The organism is Methanobrevibacter sp. (genome assembly GCF_017431965.1).
GTDB lineage: Archaea > Methanobacteriota > Methanobacteria > Methanobacteriales > Methanobacteriaceae > Methanocatella.
In genome coordinates this window covers 1-16,846 of record NZ_JAFRKB010000067.1, presented here as the reverse complement: position 1 = coordinate 16,846, position 16,846 = coordinate 1, and the positions used below count along the sequence as shown (strand labels likewise).

The 16,846-nt window shown below is 32.7% G+C and carries 14 protein-coding genes; 4 read left to right on the top strand and 10 right to left on the bottom strand.

The features are described from left to right. Positions 1–2,970, top strand: a 2,970-nt coding sequence (locus IJI93_RS09680; RefSeq protein ID WP_292822526.1) for a right-handed parallel beta-helix repeat-containing protein, incomplete at its 5' end; no start/stop codon positions are given. A 285-nt stretch (positions 2,971–3,255) separates the two neighbouring features. Here IJI93_RS09680 and IJI93_RS09675 read toward each other — a convergent pair. From IJI93_RS09675 to IJI93_RS09665, 3 genes are all read right to left on the bottom strand, one after another. Further along, positions 3,256–3,681 carry a hypothetical protein gene (locus tag IJI93_RS09675; protein ID WP_292822525.1) on the bottom strand — a complete coding sequence of 142 codons (426 nt, stop codon included), beginning with the start codon at positions 3,679–3,681 and terminating at the stop codon, positions 3,256–3,258. Between the two features lie 244 nt (positions 3,682–3,925). Further along, positions 3,926–5,020: a radical SAM protein gene (locus IJI93_RS09670; protein ID WP_292822523.1), complete on the bottom strand. Its 1,095-nt coding sequence runs from the start codon at positions 5,018–5,020 to the stop codon at positions 3,926–3,928. Then, positions 5,017–5,628, bottom strand: a complete 612-nt coding sequence (locus IJI93_RS09665) for a TetR/AcrR family transcriptional regulator (RefSeq protein WP_292822521.1) — start codon at positions 5,626–5,628, stop codon at positions 5,017–5,019. Before IJI93_RS09665 ends, IJI93_RS09670 begins: the two co-directional genes overlap by 4 nt. A 122-nt stretch (positions 5,629–5,750) precedes the next feature. Here IJI93_RS09665 and IJI93_RS09660 point away from each other — a divergent pair, with 122 nt between their 5' ends. The 3 genes from IJI93_RS09660 (at position 5,751) to IJI93_RS09650 (ending at position 7,799) form a co-directional block, all read left to right on the top strand. Beyond that, the gene (locus IJI93_RS09660) at positions 5,751–6,899 is read left to right on the top strand and encodes a TMEM175 family protein (RefSeq protein WP_292822519.1); all 1,149 of its coding nucleotides are present in this window, start codon (positions 5,751–5,753) and stop codon (positions 6,897–6,899) included. Positions 6,900–6,999: 100 nt separating this feature from the next. Next, entirely contained in the window at positions 7,000–7,398 is a 399-nt protein-coding gene (locus tag IJI93_RS09655; protein ID WP_292822517.1) for a PaaI family thioesterase, read from the top strand. Between the two features lie 20 nt (positions 7,399–7,418). Then, positions 7,419–7,799 (top strand): putative zinc-binding protein, encoded by a 381-nt coding sequence (locus tag IJI93_RS09650; RefSeq protein ID WP_292822515.1) that lies wholly within the window; start codon positions 7,419–7,421, stop codon positions 7,797–7,799. A gap of 205 nt (positions 7,800–8,004) precedes the next feature. On the opposite strand, the gene IJI93_RS09645 is transcribed toward IJI93_RS09650, so the two are convergent. The 7 genes from IJI93_RS09645 to IJI93_RS09615 all read right to left on the bottom strand — a co-directional run. After that, a complete protein-coding gene (locus IJI93_RS09645) occupies positions 8,005–8,817 on the bottom strand; it encodes an acyltransferase (protein ID WP_292822513.1) in 813 nt (270 codons plus the stop codon). A gap of 27 nt (positions 8,818–8,844) precedes the next feature. Beyond that, positions 8,845–10,500: a hypothetical protein gene (locus IJI93_RS09640; RefSeq protein ID WP_292822511.1), complete on the bottom strand. Its 1,656-nt coding sequence runs from the start codon at positions 10,498–10,500 to the stop codon at positions 8,845–8,847. A 401-nt stretch (positions 10,501–10,901) separates the two neighbouring features. Beyond that, positions 10,902–11,099, bottom strand: coding sequence for a glycosyltransferase (locus tag IJI93_RS09635; RefSeq protein ID WP_292822528.1), 198 nt, complete (start codon positions 11,097–11,099; stop codon positions 10,902–10,904). Between the two features lie 22 nt (positions 11,100–11,121). Continuing rightward, positions 11,122–11,721, bottom strand: a complete 600-nt coding sequence (locus tag IJI93_RS09630; protein ID WP_292822509.1) for a class I SAM-dependent methyltransferase — start codon at positions 11,719–11,721, stop codon at positions 11,122–11,124. Positions 11,722–11,836: 115 nt separating this feature from the next. Beyond that, a complete protein-coding gene (locus tag IJI93_RS09625) occupies positions 11,837–12,034 on the bottom strand; it encodes a hypothetical protein (RefSeq protein WP_292822507.1) in 198 nt (65 codons plus the stop codon). 15 nt (positions 12,035–12,049) lie between these two features. After that, entirely contained in the window at positions 12,050–15,688 is a 3,639-nt protein-coding gene (locus IJI93_RS09620; RefSeq protein ID WP_292822505.1) for a glycosyltransferase, read from the bottom strand. A gap of 179 nt (positions 15,689–15,867) precedes the next feature. Beyond that, positions 15,868–16,846 (bottom strand): ABC transporter ATP-binding protein (locus IJI93_RS09615; protein ID WP_292822503.1); only part of this gene is annotated, 979 nt, incomplete at its 5' end.

The following is a 16,846-nucleotide window of genomic DNA, read 5'->3' as shown; positions in this document are numbered from 1 at the left end:
GTCGTTTTGAAAAACATTAACTTTGTGAATGGAAACCCAAACAATGCGGGTGGAGCACTCCTTATTCGTGCTTCAAACATACTTGTTGAAAACTGTACCTTTACAAATAACAAAGGTGTTTATGGGGGTGCAATCTACATGAACAAAGAATATAATTCAAAACCAGTAGTCGGCACAACCATATTAAATTGTGAATTCAGCGGCAACACTGCAACAAAGGGTGGTGGAGCAATTTACAGTGAAAGTAAAGAAAATTTAATTCAATATAGCAAATTTACAAACAATAAAGCTACTGGAGGGCTTGGAGGAGCAGTTTTCATATCCGGTTCTGATAATGAAATATTAAACAATGTATTCACAAGCAATACTGCTTCTCAAAATGACGGTGGTGCATTGTCTATTAATGAAGCCTCCAACCAATTAGTTGCTAACAACACATTTATCAAAAATTACGGTAAAAATGGGGGTGCAGTCAACCTTTACTACGCTGGGGGATACACAGTCATAAATAATGTATTCGATGAAAACACAGCTAACTTGGGTGGAGCAATGAGGCTTTCAATCACATCTACCGCAAGTGAAAGTAAAATTGCAAACAACACCTTCAAAAACAATAAGGCAACAACACACGGGGGAGCGATATCTTCAGACAGTGACATGGCTAAATATACACAAAACACATTCACAAATAACGAAGTCACATCCGGACCGGGTGGAGCAATAAACTTAAATGGGAACTCCAATGAGATTTCATATAATGTAATCGAAAATTGTAGCGCCTCCACAAAAGGAGGAGCAATCGCTTTAAAAGGTGATTCAAACAGTATACTCCACAATTACATTGGTAATTGTCATGCGGAAAGTACTGGAGGAGCAATTTATTATTATAGTGGTGCAAGCATTACAATAAATAACAACAACATCAAAAGCAACGATGCGAATGATTATGGTGGTGCAATCCATATCGACAGTGCAAAGGCTACAATCAAAAACAATATAATTTCCGATAATTCTGTTAAAAACAGGGATGGCGGAGCATTGTTCATTGCAGGTAATTCCGCTGTAATTTCAGGAAATACATTCACATCCAACAACGCGGGCAGATATGCTGGTGCAATCAAATCCGACGGAAGCTCTGCATCCATAACCTCCAACATATTTAAAGGCAACACTGCTACTAGAGGTCTTGCTATAGCCAGTACTGGAGCGAGTCTTCAAATAACTAAAAATGTATTCATTGGAAGTAAAAGCTCAGATTCAACAGTATGGTGGACTACTGAACCATCTTCAAACAAAGATAATGTATTCACTGGTGATGGTGGCACTTACACTCCAATTTCAACTGCAATAACTGCTTCTGATGTCGTTGCAGATTACAATAGTGATGCGGTGATTGTCGCTACTTTAAAAGATGCTTATGGTACTGCTATGTGTGATGTCAATGTTGTGATAAATGTAGGTAATATAAACGAAATTTTAACAACTGACGAACGTGGTGAAGCTTCATTATCCACAAACGGTTTAAATCCTGGCAATTATACTGCTGTTATCTCATATGCAGGCAATGACATTTATGCATCTTCATCAAAATCAATTAATGTTAAGATAAACAAATACATTTCAACATTGATTTCTCAGGATGTCACTGTTGATTATGGTGATGAAAATGGTGAGTTAGCTGCTGGTTTATTTGATAATGCTACTGGCGCCCCTATTGTTGGCGCTGATGTAATATTCAGTATCAATGGCAATGATAATACTGTTAAAACTGATTCCGAAGGTCAGGCAAAAGTTTCAACTGTCGATTTGGCTCCTGGAAATTACACAGCAGTTATTTCCTTTAACGGTAACACATTGTATAATGAAGCAAGCACAAGTGCAAATGTTGCTGTAACTAACATTCCAACAAGTATAAATGCTGTTTATGATGAGGATGCCAAAGAGTTGACCGCTACTTTGATTAATAATGTCACTGGCCAAGCTATTAAAAACGCTAATGTAAGGTTTATTGTTGGTGATAAGAAATACACTGTCAAAACTGATGCTAGTGGTAATGCCGTATATTCCACTGCGAACTTAGATGGAGGCACTTACACTATAACTGCTTCTTATGAAGGTAACAGCAAGTATAGTCCTTCAAGTGCAAGTGTTGATGTTATTATTAAAGCAAGAACTGCTGTTTCACTTGACTTCAATAACGGTGCTAGAGAGATTGTCGCTACTTTAATCAATGATGTTACTGGTCAGGCTATCAAGAATGCTAATGTAAGATTTGAAGTTAATGGCGTGAAATCTACTGTAAAGAGTGATGATAACGGTCAGGCAAAAGTTTCAGTTGCAAACTTGGCATTAGGAACCTATGAAGCATCAGCTTCCTACATTGGTAACAGTAAATATATTCCTTCCAACGCAAGTGTCGATTTCACCATAACTAAAATCATGACTAGCATTTCACAGTATTATGATGAGACAACCCAGGAACTGGTTGCTACATTAATCAACAGTGAAACAGGTCAGGCCATCAAAGGCGCTACTATAGTATTCAATTATAATGGTGTGAAAACAGCTGCAAAAACCGATAAGCTAGGTCAGGCAAGGTTACATATTGGTGATCCAGTAGTTGAAAGCGCAAGTCTTTCATACGGTGGAAACAGCAAATACCTCAGGTCATATGGGTCAATTAAGCTTGATATTGATAAAGTTTCAACTGTTATTTCCAATTTCTATTACAAAGAAACACAGGAAGTAGTGGCCACACTAATCAACAGGGAAACAGGCCAGGCCATCAAAGGTGCAACTGTTGTATTCAATTTCAATGGTGTTAAAACTGCTTTAAAAACCGATAAGCTCGGCCAAGTTAAACTGTCAGTTGCAGATTTGGTTCCGGATGAATACTATATCAGCAGCTCATACGGTGGAAACAGCAAATACGCTGGATCAGTTGCAAGAATTTATTTCATTAAAATCTAAAAGGAGAATTAATTCTCTCCTTTAACTTTTTTTTATATATTTTAGGCATGATTGCTCTATGCTCATTTTAATTAGTTTTATCAGATATTTTATTTGCTATGCTATTTTTAGTTAATTTCTAAGTTTGGGCATTTTTAGAAAATATTTCACTAAAAAGCATTTAACTTAAGTAGAAATAGTCTGCTTAAAATGGTATTTGGGATTTTATTGGAAAATTAGTTTAAAATGGGGGGGAAAGCATGATATTGAATCATGCTTTTTGAATAAAAAGATTATGTTTTAATTTTAGTTGTTTCTTCTGAGTACTGCGTAACCGCCGATGATTCCGGTTACTGCTAATAATGCAATGATTGGGTTACCGGTTACAGGCATGGTGTGTTGTGCGGTAACATTGTGGGTTGCATTAGCAGTTACATTGGATGTAACGTTTGCGGTAACATTTTGTGTTGCATTGCCTGTTGCGTTTCCTGTTGCATTTAAAATTGGGTTTCCGTCAGCGTCTAAAGGTACGTAGCCAGTTTGGTTTTCGAGAGGTAAACCGTTACCAGGTTCTAATCCGTCAGCCACTGCATATTGGCTTCCACTAACGCCGTTCATATTTTGATAGTTGATTCCAGCGTATCCGTCTTGATCTGCAGCGCAAACAACACCTGCAGACACAATTAAGCAAAAAATTGCAAGTAAAGTTAATAATTTTTTGTTGAGATCCATATTAATCACCTTTGTTATAATTGAATTGGATTGTGAAATAATAGCATTTCACTGCACAAATAATTATATGAAAAAGGCATTATATAAAGTTTTTCGAATGCAAGTGCTCACTTACATCTTAAAAAACAAAATAAACTAATATAAATCAAATAAATAAAAAATAAAAAGATTTAAACAATTAAATTTAAATTTAGAATCCATATTTGTCTTGAAAAATTAGGTGATGTTGGTGAAAATCTAAAGTTTAATCTTCCAGCAACCTTTCAACTTCTTTTTGGTGTTCGAATAAGACACATCCACCTTCATGTTCACCCATAAGAATGCCACCCTCCCTGAGTGATTTAAATAGCTTTGAATTCAATGCTTCAATGAGTGATGTTTCTTTAACATTGATGTCTGAATATGGTGAAGCGGGGCAAGGTTCGGCGCCGCCATGTGAATTGATATGGAAAAATCCTCTTCCGGCAGCCAGACATCCTCCAGAGTTTTTTTCATCTCCTGGAAATGACATGAATAACATATCTTGATATTCTTCTCTCAGACTTTCAAGATTATCTAATAACAATTCTCTTTCTTCATCTCTTGGTGCCATCTCTTTAGTCTCTCCGTTAACTGGGACATATTCGATGAAAAATACTACTTTGCATCCAAAATCATGCAGTTCATCTATAAATTCCTTTGAAAGAAGTGAAGTTAGATTGTTTCTGGTAAATGTGAGTGAAGCTCCAAATATTATATTGTTTTTCTTCATCAATCTCATTGAATCTACTAATTGTTTATAGACACCTTTTCCCCTTCTGGAATCTGTAATTTTTTCATCCCCTTCAATGGAGAGAATCGGAACAATATTTCTATTATCATTAAATAATTTTAAGTATTCCTTATTTAGCAGAGTTCCGTTTGTAAATATTGGAAATAAAATTTCAGGAAAATCAGTAGCTTTAATTATTACGTCATCTCTAAGAAGAGGTTCTCCTCCGGCAAGAACGATGAAACTTATTCCCATTTCTTTTGCCTGGATGAATATGTCTTCCCATTCTTCGGCTGTAAGCTGGTTAATAGGTTCGTCATCACTGCAGGATTTATTTGACCTTGAGTAACATCCGCTGCAATGCAGGTTACATCTACTTGTAATGCTTGCAATCAAAAAAGCGGGAATATTCTGGCCTTTTTCATCATATTTTTGTCTGATTTCAGTGGCTTTTTTTGCATTTTTGGATAATTTATGTAAAAATAAAATTTCTTTGGGGTTTTTGATTGATGCGCGAAGGGCATCTTTTAGGATATATTCAACCCCTTCAGCCAAATATTCCTGGATATTGAAATTGTTTTCCATCATTTCACCTTCACACTTTCAAATAAAAATCTCGCATGTTCTTCGGTTTGGTTAAAGAAGTTTTCAAGGACTTCCTGAGGGACATCATCATATTTTGCACATATCTCTAAAAGCAGATAAATTGGAAAGCTGTAGTACTGTCTTGCTAACAGGTGGGTGTTTGAATCTTTTTTTATAACTCCCTTTTCTTTTAAAAGGGCGAATAATCCTTCCCAAAAGATCAATGGCTTAACTAATATCTCATTTTGGAAAAATAATCTGATTTTTTCATTATGGTGCATCTGAATAAGAATCAGTTTCCAGATTTTGAGATTTGTCTCTTCAAACAGCATGTTTTTTATTGCTTCTGAACCTTTATGATAGAATAATTCAGGATTTTCTAGCAATGGGTTGTTTTCAGTCAATTGTATTTCTTCATCATCGATTTCAAAACTTTTAGTAAATTGATTAAAAATATCCATTAATATGGCTTCTTTTGAGGGGTAATGGCTATAAATTGAACTTTTTTGTATTCCCACTTCCTCGGCAATCTCTCTTAGTGAAACGGAATCATAACCTTTTTTTGAAAATAAATCTAGTGACACGTTAAATATTTTTTCTTTAGTATTCATTTTTGCCTACCTACCGTTCGTTAGGTAAATTATGAACTTCAGTATATATAAAGTTAACTGAATCTATCTTTACTGGATTTGTTATAAAAGTGTTTTATATGAGTAATTTCAGATAATTAATTATGAATACGACTCGTTTTGAAACATTCATGGATGCAGTTCTTGCAATAATTATCACAGTATTGGTTTTAAAACTCGCCCAACCTGAAACCGCAACTTGGGGAGCTATTTTAAACTTGAATATGAGGTACATGACATATCTTGCTTGTTTTATTATAATATTTAATACTTGGTATAATGATCATAATCTATTTCAGATGGTTGATGAGATAAATAATGCTGTTGTTTTAGTTTATGGAGTCTTAATATTTAACATATCACTTGTTCCTTACTTTGCAACTTGGGTTGCTTTAAATCCGCAATCAACTGCTGCTCAAGCAATGTTCGGGTTGTTATTTTTATTAACTAATGTTTTTTATACTTTATCGACTTATTTGATAGTAAAAGCAAATCCTTACAATGAAAAGCTTAAAAAGGTTAATCTAAATGATTATAGAAGATATGTTCCAATTCTCATTATTCTAATTGGGTTTTTAGTTACTTATACAGTATATATTCCTGGAATCTATATTTCATGTATTTTTGCAACAGTCTATTGGCTCTTTTTGGCCATTCTTGCAAAATCTGAAATTGAAAGCAGTGACAGGTTTGAAGCATTGTTTGATGCAATTGTTGCGATTATCCTAACTGTTATCGTTTTGGAAATTCCGATGGTTGTCAACGGTTCATGGAATGCGCTTTTTGATTTGAAATGGGAATTTATTGCTTATGCAATCAGTTTTGTAGTCTGTTTTAATTATTGGAATTATAACAATAACCTGTTTGGAATTGTCAACAGGATTGATGGTAAGGTCATATGGTCAATCGCTGCTTCAATGTTTTTTTTATCATTGATTCCGTATTTGTCAACTTTTGTGGCTGAAAACTTTTATTCATTTGTTGCCCAGGCTTGTTATGGTCTTGATTTCATCATTGTTGCACTATTGTCAATAATAACATCCAATGCTCTTAAAAAGGTAGATATGGGCAACGTTGCTCTTTTAATGGTTTTGAATAACCGTTATTATTTGTCAACTGTGATTACTGTAGGCATTGGAATGTTAATTGGGTATTTCATCTATCCTCCGGCAATTATTGTGTCATGCTTAATTTCAATATTGATGATTTGGTGTTGGCCGCATCTTAAAAAATTATTGAATTCATGCTTTTAGCAAATAAATTTCAATTAGTTTTAATATATTATTAGTAAATGTATTTTTATGGTTAAAAATCTATAATAATATTCAATAATGATTAGTGTTAGGTGTTAAAATGGTTAATTTCGATACGATAGAAAGTGCAAGGGAATTTTTTTACAAGGATAAATTTGCAGTAAATACTGGAATAACATTAGATGAATTAACCGCCGATGAGGCAATCTGTAGCTTAAACATCACTGATGAGCACAGAAACGCTTATGGTGGAGTGATGGGTGGTGTAATATTCACATTGGCAGATTTTGCTTTTGCAGTTTTATCCAATCAGATTCATCAGCTGACTGTTGCCCAGCAGGTCGACATTCATTATTTGTCTGCTCCAAAGGGCGACAAATTAATAGCAAAGGCAACATGCAGAAAAAGCGGGCGCACATCATCCATTATTAATGTAGATATTTCCGATGATGTCGGTAGGGATGTTGCTCAGTTTATAGGAACTGGATTTAAATTATGAAACGGATTGGGTGAGTATAAATGGCAAAAGTAGCATTGGCACCATGCAACGGTATGAGTCCTAATGGTCTAGTTTCTCGTGTTGCAGTTGGGGACTGCAAAAAGGAATGCAGTGAGGTGATTTCCATTTGCATGGGTTCTACATCCGCCGATATTGAGGGTGTTAATAATGAAATGCTTAGAAAACAGCCAATCATTGCTATTAATGGTTGTTCCAATAATTGTGTAAGTGTAATTTTAAAAAATAAGGGAATTGATGTTGCTAAAACAGTTAATGTAAGTGATATTTTAGGGGCCTATGGATTATCTCCAAAAGACCCTTTCAGATTAGATGCTGAAGCTGAAGAATGTGTTAAAATAATTAAGGAAAAACTAATTAAATTGATTGATAAAAAATTCTAATTTATTAATGGGTTGGTTTGAAGTCTGTGCAATATTGGTGCAACATACTAATTTATATTGTATAAACGAGTAATATAATGATGACTAACAAGTCGTGAAAAATCATAAAGTTCGAAGTTGCACTGCCGTGGCTTCGAATTTTTTTTTAAAAATTTTTAATTGTTGCGGGTATAAACATTCATCAAAATAATTCTGCTAAAAAGTTTCACTTTTCATTGTTTTTTAAAGCAAAACGATTTTTATGATTATTTAAAAAATAGATTGTAATATAATCCAGGGATTCCTCAGCATTGCTTTTCAGTAACTCTTCATCAATTTCATTGAAATCCAAAGTAGTTTCATCATTTTCGAATGTAAAGATTTCAGATTTGTATTCACTCATCTTTTCAATATCCTCACCACTCCAGTTTTGTGTTGAGTGAGGAATCCAGAATGTATCTTCTTTAATTAGGCGAACGGGATTTCCTGCATATGTGACGTTGGATGGAATAATCTTATTTGACACGATTGATCCTGCTCCAATGATTGAGCCCGAATGGATTTGTGTGCCTTTAAAGATAAATGCATTTTGACCAAACCACACATGGTCTCCAATATAAATGCTTTTGGCATGATTTAATCTTTTAGAATCGTTTGTTGAAAAGATTGCATGGCCATCGGAGACCCTAAGGACCACACTATATGAAAATAAACAGTCGTTGCCGATAATTACATTTTTCCCTTCTGATGCAACTATTGTTGTAGTGCCGTTAAAGTAGTTATTTTTCCCTATAAAACATACGCTATCTCTATTCAGTGAAATTGTGACTTGGTAATTATGGATATTGCTTGATAAATATAAGATTGAGTTTTCTTGATGAAAATCAATTCGGGAATTTGATAATGTGACTCCTTCTTCACAGACAAGAATGTTGTTTTTCCCGTGAATATGGATGTGGGTGTTTATTAAGTTGGGAAGTTCACCGATAAATTCAATTTCTTCATTTTCTATAAGTTCTTCTGCTTTTGTTATTTGCATATTTTCACCAAATAATACTGCTGATAATTATTTTCTTCTTTGCTTTTCCATCTCAAGCTCTTTATGTATTTCCGCCCTAATTCTTGCTTCCATTTCTTCGGATGTTTCCTCTCTTTGAGGAGGCATCACTTCTGTTTTAGGATTGGAATCTTCAATATGTGGATTGTTTAAGGTATCTTTAGGACTGTTTTCTTCATTCAGTCTTCTGACGGCTTCTTCATGTTTTTTTGATAATATTGCATTGGATTCTTTTGAACTTTCTATTAGGCTCATGAAGATTATTATCAATAGGTAACAGACCAGTAAATTGGCATACAGATACCTGTTGTCCTGAACAGGTATTGAAGCAAATATGAGGAGTATATTTAAGAAGTTTGGCAGATAGACTAAATACAAGTCCCTGGATTTGGTTATTATGTGCATCGCTATCAGCAAAGCTATTGCCAGATACATGTACAGTGCGGGACTATTGAATAGTGTATCTAAAATTATATTTTCCCTAGCTTCATTGACAAATGAGCTCAATAGAGTATATTTTCCAGTTCCTGCATTGTAACCTGTTACATTTTCATAGCTCTTTTGAGGTGTTGATTTGATGGCCTCAAAATATTTGTCTCTAGCTTGGTCAATTCTTGGGCCGTCAGCGGTAATGTAATAAACTTCTCCGTTCCAATCAGAATCTCTTGTTATGTCCCATACTATGTCTGCTGATTTAAATAAATAAAACAGGAAACGGTCAGGGTTTTTTATAGAATATTTTATGGCCAATTCCAGGTAGGAATGTTGATTTTCCCGATACACTTTTTCATTTGAAATCCAGTTTATCGGGTCAGAATAATAAATATTGTATGATTCATTAAGTTTCTCTTCATTAATCATTTTGTGTATTTTATCCCGGTCTGCATCCTCTAAATCTAAATGCAAGTCATAATCTGCCAACATATGAGATGTCTTTACAAAAACAAAATCCTTTTGTGCATTTTCAACATCATATGCAACATTCAAAGATGCAATTAGCAGAATAAATACTAGAGTCAATGCAGGAAGGGCAATATAGATTTTTTGCGGGTTTTTTTTCAAGAGCAAGTAGATTGTAAGAACAATCAATGAAATTAGTATTATATACATCCCATTCATTCTCAATTGTGATGTGATGGCCAGAACCAGAGCCATAAGCACAACAAATTTCAAATCAACTTTGCCATCCCTATCCAACATCACTTTTATCAAAAAACATAAAAACATTAAGAAATAACTAAATAGAACATCTTTCCATAAAGTAATGGAGTATATCGCATTAATTGGAATCAGACAGATAATGCATGTAAGAATCACTTGTAAAATAAATGTATTGTTCTTTTTATTATCGTCACGATGATATTTACAGATTATCATCCACATTGAAGAAAAGACCCATATTTGAAGAACTGCCACAGATATAGGGTTGGCATAAATTTTAAGACATATCATTTCAATAAATGTATGGAAAAAGGGATGCCAATTGCTAAATTGATTTGTAGCAATCTGATGCAGTTGATTAAATGAATCCAGGGTCAAAACACCTGGATTGAAAACATAAAGATATAATGAAAATACGATAAAAGGTATTAAAAATATTATTAAATCTCTATAATTTGGTCTTTCGATAGTTGATATGTCCAATTCATGCGAATTTAAGTTCATAAATAAAGGTTTATTCAAATTTATATATAAAAATTATTGTATGCTTTGATTTTTATTGATTCTTTATAAAATAATTAATTTTATTTTATCAGTTGAGTATCATTATGTTGTTTTCTGGAGTGTAGTTGATTATTAGCTAATTTCAAGATTATTTGAGCACGTTTATTTTTTTAAACATCTTCTTGATTGTGGAAGTATTTTTCGATTCAATTTTATGTTTTAAAATTTTATTTTCTCATATAATCTGTGATTTTCCTTGTATAACTTAATTTTAACCATTTCTAGCTTTTCGGATTCGTTTACAATCTTAATACTAATCTGTTTTTCCTGAAAACATCATCCGGGTCTAAAAACATCAAATAATTAGGCTAGCATTTTCAATACCTCATTGCGGAGGTTTTCTACAAATCCGCTATTTTTATTGAGGTATATTGCTTTAACATTCGAATAATCCAAGCAAATTTTTTAATGAGATTGGCACTTTCATCTGTGGATTTATTATCAATGAAAATTACTTCTAAATTTTCAAACCCGATGCTCTGTTTTAAGATGGAATCGAATGCATTTTGCAGCGTGTCTACCACATTAAAAACAGGTATGATTATTTAAATTTTATACATGTTATCCATTTAATTTTTCCAAAATCAAATCCACTTTATGTTCAATATTGTCGATTCTGTTTTCCAATTCTCTTTTGGCATTGATATCGGGTTTTTTAGCTATTATAAAACTGTCATACCATGGATGTGAAACTTTGTCAGTATTTGTTCCGGATTCGAGAATATCAAATTTGACATATTTTGCAAGACTTATGACTCCTTCTTCGGTAAACCTATAACAATCGACTGGATTTCTGTGAACCGGACCGTCGCTTGGCACTATAATGCAACAAAGCCCTCCGGGTTTCAATACTCTGTTGATTTCTTCCATGGTCTTCCAGAAGAATTCTGCATGTTCTAAAGCTTGGCCGCTGATGACAACATCAAATGAAGCATCTTCAACGTCTTCCCAATAATAAGGATCTTTCATAATAATGTCCACATTGTTTCCTTCTCTCAGATCCAATCCGGTATATGTCCAATTTTCTTCGTTTAATATTATTCCATAATTATAATCACCTGTTTTATCAAAGGACCCTATATCCAATATTTTTAATTTATCTGAAGGGTTTAAATAATTGTTTTTGAAATATTCCATTTTCATAACTGAACTTCTATGCATTCTTTCACCTTATCTAAAATTTATTTTTCAATTTCCATAATCTTGTTAATCTGATTCCAATTAATTCGCAAGTTAACTCTTTTATTTCTTCATATAATTCTTTATTACTTTTTTCTTAAATACTCATTGCCTCTTGAAATTTATTAGATTCATCTAACTTATTCCATTTAAGTATAATTGTAGTTTCTTCTTTTAGTAATTTGGGTTTGATGGAATCTTTATTTCCAAGTTTCCAATTTTTTTTAAGCAATTTTTCATTGTTTTTTGTAATGGTTATAACTATTTTTGATAAAAATTTCTTTTTAAAACTCAAATTAATCCCAAAACATCAATCCATATTTAAAATTGCTTCATAAACTCTCTTACAATTATTTTTGTCATTATATTTATAAAAGCCATCTACTCTATTTTTATATTTTTCTTTCATTTTACAGTTGTTCTCAAGATATTCTCCAATAGTATCAATCAGATTTTCCTCATCAGTGACCACTTCACCAAAGCCCATTGTCTCATAATCGAAATAATTCTCTTTAAAATTATAATCATCTGCGTATTGGTAGTAAATTACTGGTTTTTCCATATATGAAAAGTCAAAAGCTATTGAGGAGTAATCAGTAACTAACAAATCAGAATCCCTGAACAAATCCTGATATTTGCTTTGTTCATCTATTTCAACATAATCATTTGTGTCAAATAAGTCAATGTAGTCGCAAACCATCGGATGAGGTTTGAATATAATTTTATAATCGTATTTTTTAGCAAGATTAATTAACTCTTCGTTGTTTATCAAAGAATTGATTGCTTTGAAGTATTCTGAATCCTTAATGTATCCCTGAGTCATATTATGCAAATCGCTTCTCCAGGAAGGTGATATTAATATCTGTTTTTTGGTTTTTTGGTTGGCTTTTAAGTTGTCAAACCTTGGAAAACCTAATGTTTTGATGATTTTTTCATCATAGTTGTAACCATAGTCGAGGAAGGATTCTTTTTCAGCATCTGAAACTGTTGTTATTAGCTTTACATTTTTATCATATTTGTGAAGCCATGTGGATACATTATCTTTTGTAACTCCGTGCTGCAGGAATATCTTGTCTGAATTTATCAAACCCGCATATGATTTGACGTTTCTTCCAAGGAATGGGTTTAATATATTTTCATCCGGGTGGGATGAGATTATCTTTTCTGCAAAGAGATAAACGAATCTTTCTTTTATGGAATAGAACTTCAAAACATTTGGAAGACTTGATAATCTAGTAAATTCTCCCAATTCATCTGAAACAGTAAAGTATTTTCTGATTTTATCATTCTGTTTGATTGAATATTTGTATAAGTGTTCTGCGTTATCATCAGCGTTGTCCTGTCTGTCCATGAAAAGCCAAATTCTTCTGTTTTTATAGAAAGGATATAAAATCAGATAAATGAATCTAAAGAATAAAATTGAAGTGTAATATGCTTCCTTTCTTTTTAAAACTTCTAAAAGAATTGGTATTTCAGATTTTATCATTTTTAGATAATTGTAATTTGTGATATGGAATTTATCATTGTCGAATTTTAAAAAATGCTTTTTTTCTATGCTGTAATTGCTTAACTCAGACATTCTCGCATAGTCCATAAATCCGATTTTCAAATCCCAAGCCGCTTTATCTGTTGCATTTTCACCAATAAATCTCGCAAAAATTTGAACATCCGACTTTTCATTATCATCTAGGGGGATTTCAGCGTCAAAATTAAATTGGGATTCCAGCGAACAATTCAAGAATCGTTTGGAACTGTTTAAGTAGTAGACTTTTTTTGCTTCATAAACTTCGTTGTTTTTTCGGATTTCGATTTTTATATCATCATCCTCAAAAAATGACATCAGATATCCTGATACATATAACGTGTTTTGTTTGATTTCTATTATATCTAACCAAAGCCTGTGTATGTCAAGTCGGTCGATTAATGCGTCTTCACAATAGGTTCCTGCATACTGCCCGTTAAAATTGGAGTGAATGTTTTCATATGTCACATCCATGTTTGAATCGATGCTGACTGATGCGTATTTTGTAGCCAACATGTGGCTTGAAATATTCACCCCATCATCTCTTAGGGATGATATAACGTCATCATCAATTTCACTTAAAATCTCCTGAAGGACTTGATAAACTTCCTTAAGCTCTTCAATTGTTAATATTTGAGAAACATCATTCACTCTAAACATCCATTGGAGATCATAGACAATAAGATACTGAATGAATTTTGGAACTTCACCATATTTTTCTTTTGAACATTTGATTAATTCTTTAAAATAGTCATTCAAACGTTTCATGTAGAATTCTTTTTTGTTTGATGCAGAATCTATTGTTGATGCATCATTGCTTCTTTTCCTATACCAATATATTGCTTCGCTGACGACTCCATAAACTGGTTTGTCTATTAGCATTTCATTAATCATAAATGAGTCTTCGGAATTTGTCAAATCGGTTTTGAATTCATAATGGTCGAATAATTCTTTTTTAAAGAATGCGGAACTTGCCGAAAGTTGGGGATAGTCCCAGTTTTCATTTAAATCAATAACCTTATCTTCTTCAAATTTATAGTTTAGAGGGTGCTCGCCTGTTGCCTTATCGAAGAATAACATTGGAACAGCAACGATGTCAACTTCATTGTAGTGATTTTCGAAAAATTCATAAACAGAATAAAACGCATTTCCGCTAAACTTGTCGTCACTGTCAAGAAAATTAACGTATTTTCCATTAACATATTTCAAACCATGATTTCTGGCCGCTCCCTGGCCCTGATTTTCCTGATAGACATACGTGATGTTTTCAGGGTATAATTTTACATATTTTTGACAGACTTCTTGAGTGTTATCTTCACTTCCGTCATCCACTAAAATGAGCTGAATGTTACTTTCAAACGAAAAGTTTTGACCAATTAGTGAGTTGATTGTTTCATCCAAATATTTCCCTGCATTGTAGCATGCCATGACCACGGAAAATATTTTGTCTTCATCCAATTTTTTGAATTCCTCATAATTTTTTGCTTTAAGGATTTTTGAAACTCTAGACTTAACATTTGATTCCAAATTATCGTTAATTGTTTGGTCTTCTAGGACTTCATTTAAATCTTCCTTCATTAAATTAAAGTATTTTTCTTTGTATTTTGCCGAGGTTTGTGTAAATCTGGACAATTCTAAATGGATAAACCTGTTTGCAAGCAAAACCTTGTAATCTTCGTAATTTTTTGTTTCCTTAAAAGTTTCACGAATTTGTTTAAAAATTGTAATAAGATCCGTATAGTCACTTTCTTTTGCGATATCAACAGTTGATCCTTTCCTGTTTGTTCTGTAATAATATAAGAATTCATCAACAATTGAAACACGCTTAGCCCTTAAGTAAACGTCATAAAAGAATTTTTCATCTTCAAAAATAAGTCCTTCGGGGAATAATATGTTGTTGTCTTTTATTAGGGAAGTTTTGTATATTTTGTTATAAGGCGTAACTGAAATCTCGCAGGTGAACTCTTTGGTGTCTTTGTGGCTGAAAACATCCTTTTTAAAGTCTCTAAAAACACCTAACATGTAGTACCATGCGAGGGTGTTTATCTCTTCAGTTTCGTTGTCATATAAAGCTATTTTACACATTGCAAGATCTAATTTATTATCTTTTGATTTAGTGTAGAGCTTTTCAAACATTTCAGGCTCGATAAAATCATCAGAATCGACAAAAGCAATGTATTCTCCTTGCGCTTCTTTTATTCCAAGGTTTCTTGCGCTGGCTTGCCCACCATTCTCTTTGGTGATGATTTTTACTCTTTTGTCTTTTTTTGAGTATTCTTTTAGGATATTCAAAGAGTTATCAGTTGATCCATCATCAATGCATATTATTTCAGTTTCTTTCAATGTTTGATTTAAAACACTATCTAGACATTCTTCTAGATATTTTTCAACATTGTAAACTGGAATAATAATTGATAATTTAATCATTTAAATGACCTATCGCTTGTTAACTTAAATTATAAATTATATGATATAAAAAATTAATTAATTTTTTCTAAAATTACGTTTACTCTGTTAGTTATTTAATCTAATATTATTTGGAGCATATTAGGTTAAATAATAATCAGGTAAATGTTTCTAGAAATATTTATTCTGATTGTTTAATGTTATCTGAATTGGATATTTGCAAGCTGTTCATTGGTTGCTGTCTCGGAATATTTGATATAGTTTTCACAAACTTTATTTACTTCACCAATTTCTTTAACTTTACCATTTTCCAGCCAGATGGCTTTGTCACATAATTCTCTTACTTGAGGTATAGAATGTGAAACAAAAATGAGAGTGCAACCGGAATCCATAAGTGATTTCATCTTATCAGTACTTTTTTTATGGAAATTAATATCCCCAACAGCTAAGATTTCATCAATAATTAATATGTCTGGTTCAACCATTGTAGCTATTGAAAAACCAAGTTTTGCAAGCATTCCGGAGGAATAATTTTTAATTGGAAGGTCAATATATTTTCCAAGTTCTGAAAATTCTATAATTTCATCAATTTTACTTTCTAAAAACTCTTTTTCATAACCCAAAACAGCACCATTTAACATGATGTTCTTTCTTCCAGAGTAATTTCTATCAAAACCGGCTCCTAATGATAGTAATGGAGAAATCATTCCATTAACATTAACTTCACCGGAATCCGGCTGATATATTCCGGTAATTACCTTTAGCAATGTTGATTTTCCAGCACCATTGAATCCAATTATTCCAACTTTTTCGCCTTGGTATATCTTAAAGCTAACATCATTTAATGCATGGATAACTAGTTTATCATTCTTTTTTCTTTTGACAAGATTAATAAAATTCTCTTTTATAGTTTCAACTTTTTCTGTTTCTACTTCAAAAGTCAAATCAACATTATTTAATTCAATGGATATCTGCTCATGATAATTTGGAATAAGTTCAGTTAAAATATCATCTACATTTTGTTGTTCTTGGTCTTGGGGTTGTTGTTTTTGTTCTTGTTTTTGTGTTGGTTTTTGGGTTTGTGGTTGTTGTTTTTGTTCTTGTTTTTGTGTTGGTTTTTGGGTTTGTGGTTGTTGTTTTTGTTCTTGTTTTTGTGTTGGTTTTTGGGTTTGTGGTTGT

Excerpts from the sequence above, each read along its gene's own strand:
- IJI93_RS09640 (WP_292822511.1), bottom strand. The coding sequence starts at position 10,500 with ATGAACTTAAATTCGCATGAATTGGACATATCAACTATCGAAAGACCA.
- IJI93_RS09620 (WP_292822505.1), bottom strand. The coding sequence starts at position 15,688 with ATGATTAAATTATCAATTATTATTCCAGTTTACAATGTTGAAAAATAT.
- IJI93_RS09645 (WP_292822513.1), bottom strand. The coding sequence starts at position 8,817 with ATGCAAATAACAAAAGCAGAAGAACTTATAGAAAATGAAGAAATTGAA.
- IJI93_RS09660 (WP_292822519.1), top strand. The coding sequence starts at position 5,751 with ATGAATACGACTCGTTTTGAAACATTCATGGATGCAGTTCTTGCAATA.
- IJI93_RS09665 (WP_292822521.1), bottom strand. The coding sequence starts at position 5,628 with ATGAATACTAAAGAAAAAATATTTAACGTGTCACTAGATTTATTTTCA.
- IJI93_RS09630 (WP_292822509.1), bottom strand. The coding sequence starts at position 11,721 with ATGCATAGAAGTTCAGTTATGAAAATGGAATATTTCAAAAACAATTAT.
- IJI93_RS09650 (WP_292822515.1), top strand. The coding sequence starts at position 7,419 with ATGGCAAAAGTAGCATTGGCACCATGCAACGGTATGAGTCCTAATGGT.
- IJI93_RS09670 (WP_292822523.1), bottom strand. The coding sequence starts at position 5,020 with ATGATGGAAAACAATTTCAATATCCAGGAATATTTGGCTGAAGGGGTT.
- IJI93_RS09675 (WP_292822525.1), bottom strand. The coding sequence starts at position 3,681 with ATGGATCTCAACAAAAAATTATTAACTTTACTTGCAATTTTTTGCTTA.
- IJI93_RS09655 (WP_292822517.1), top strand. The coding sequence starts at position 7,000 with ATGGTTAATTTCGATACGATAGAAAGTGCAAGGGAATTTTTTTACAAG.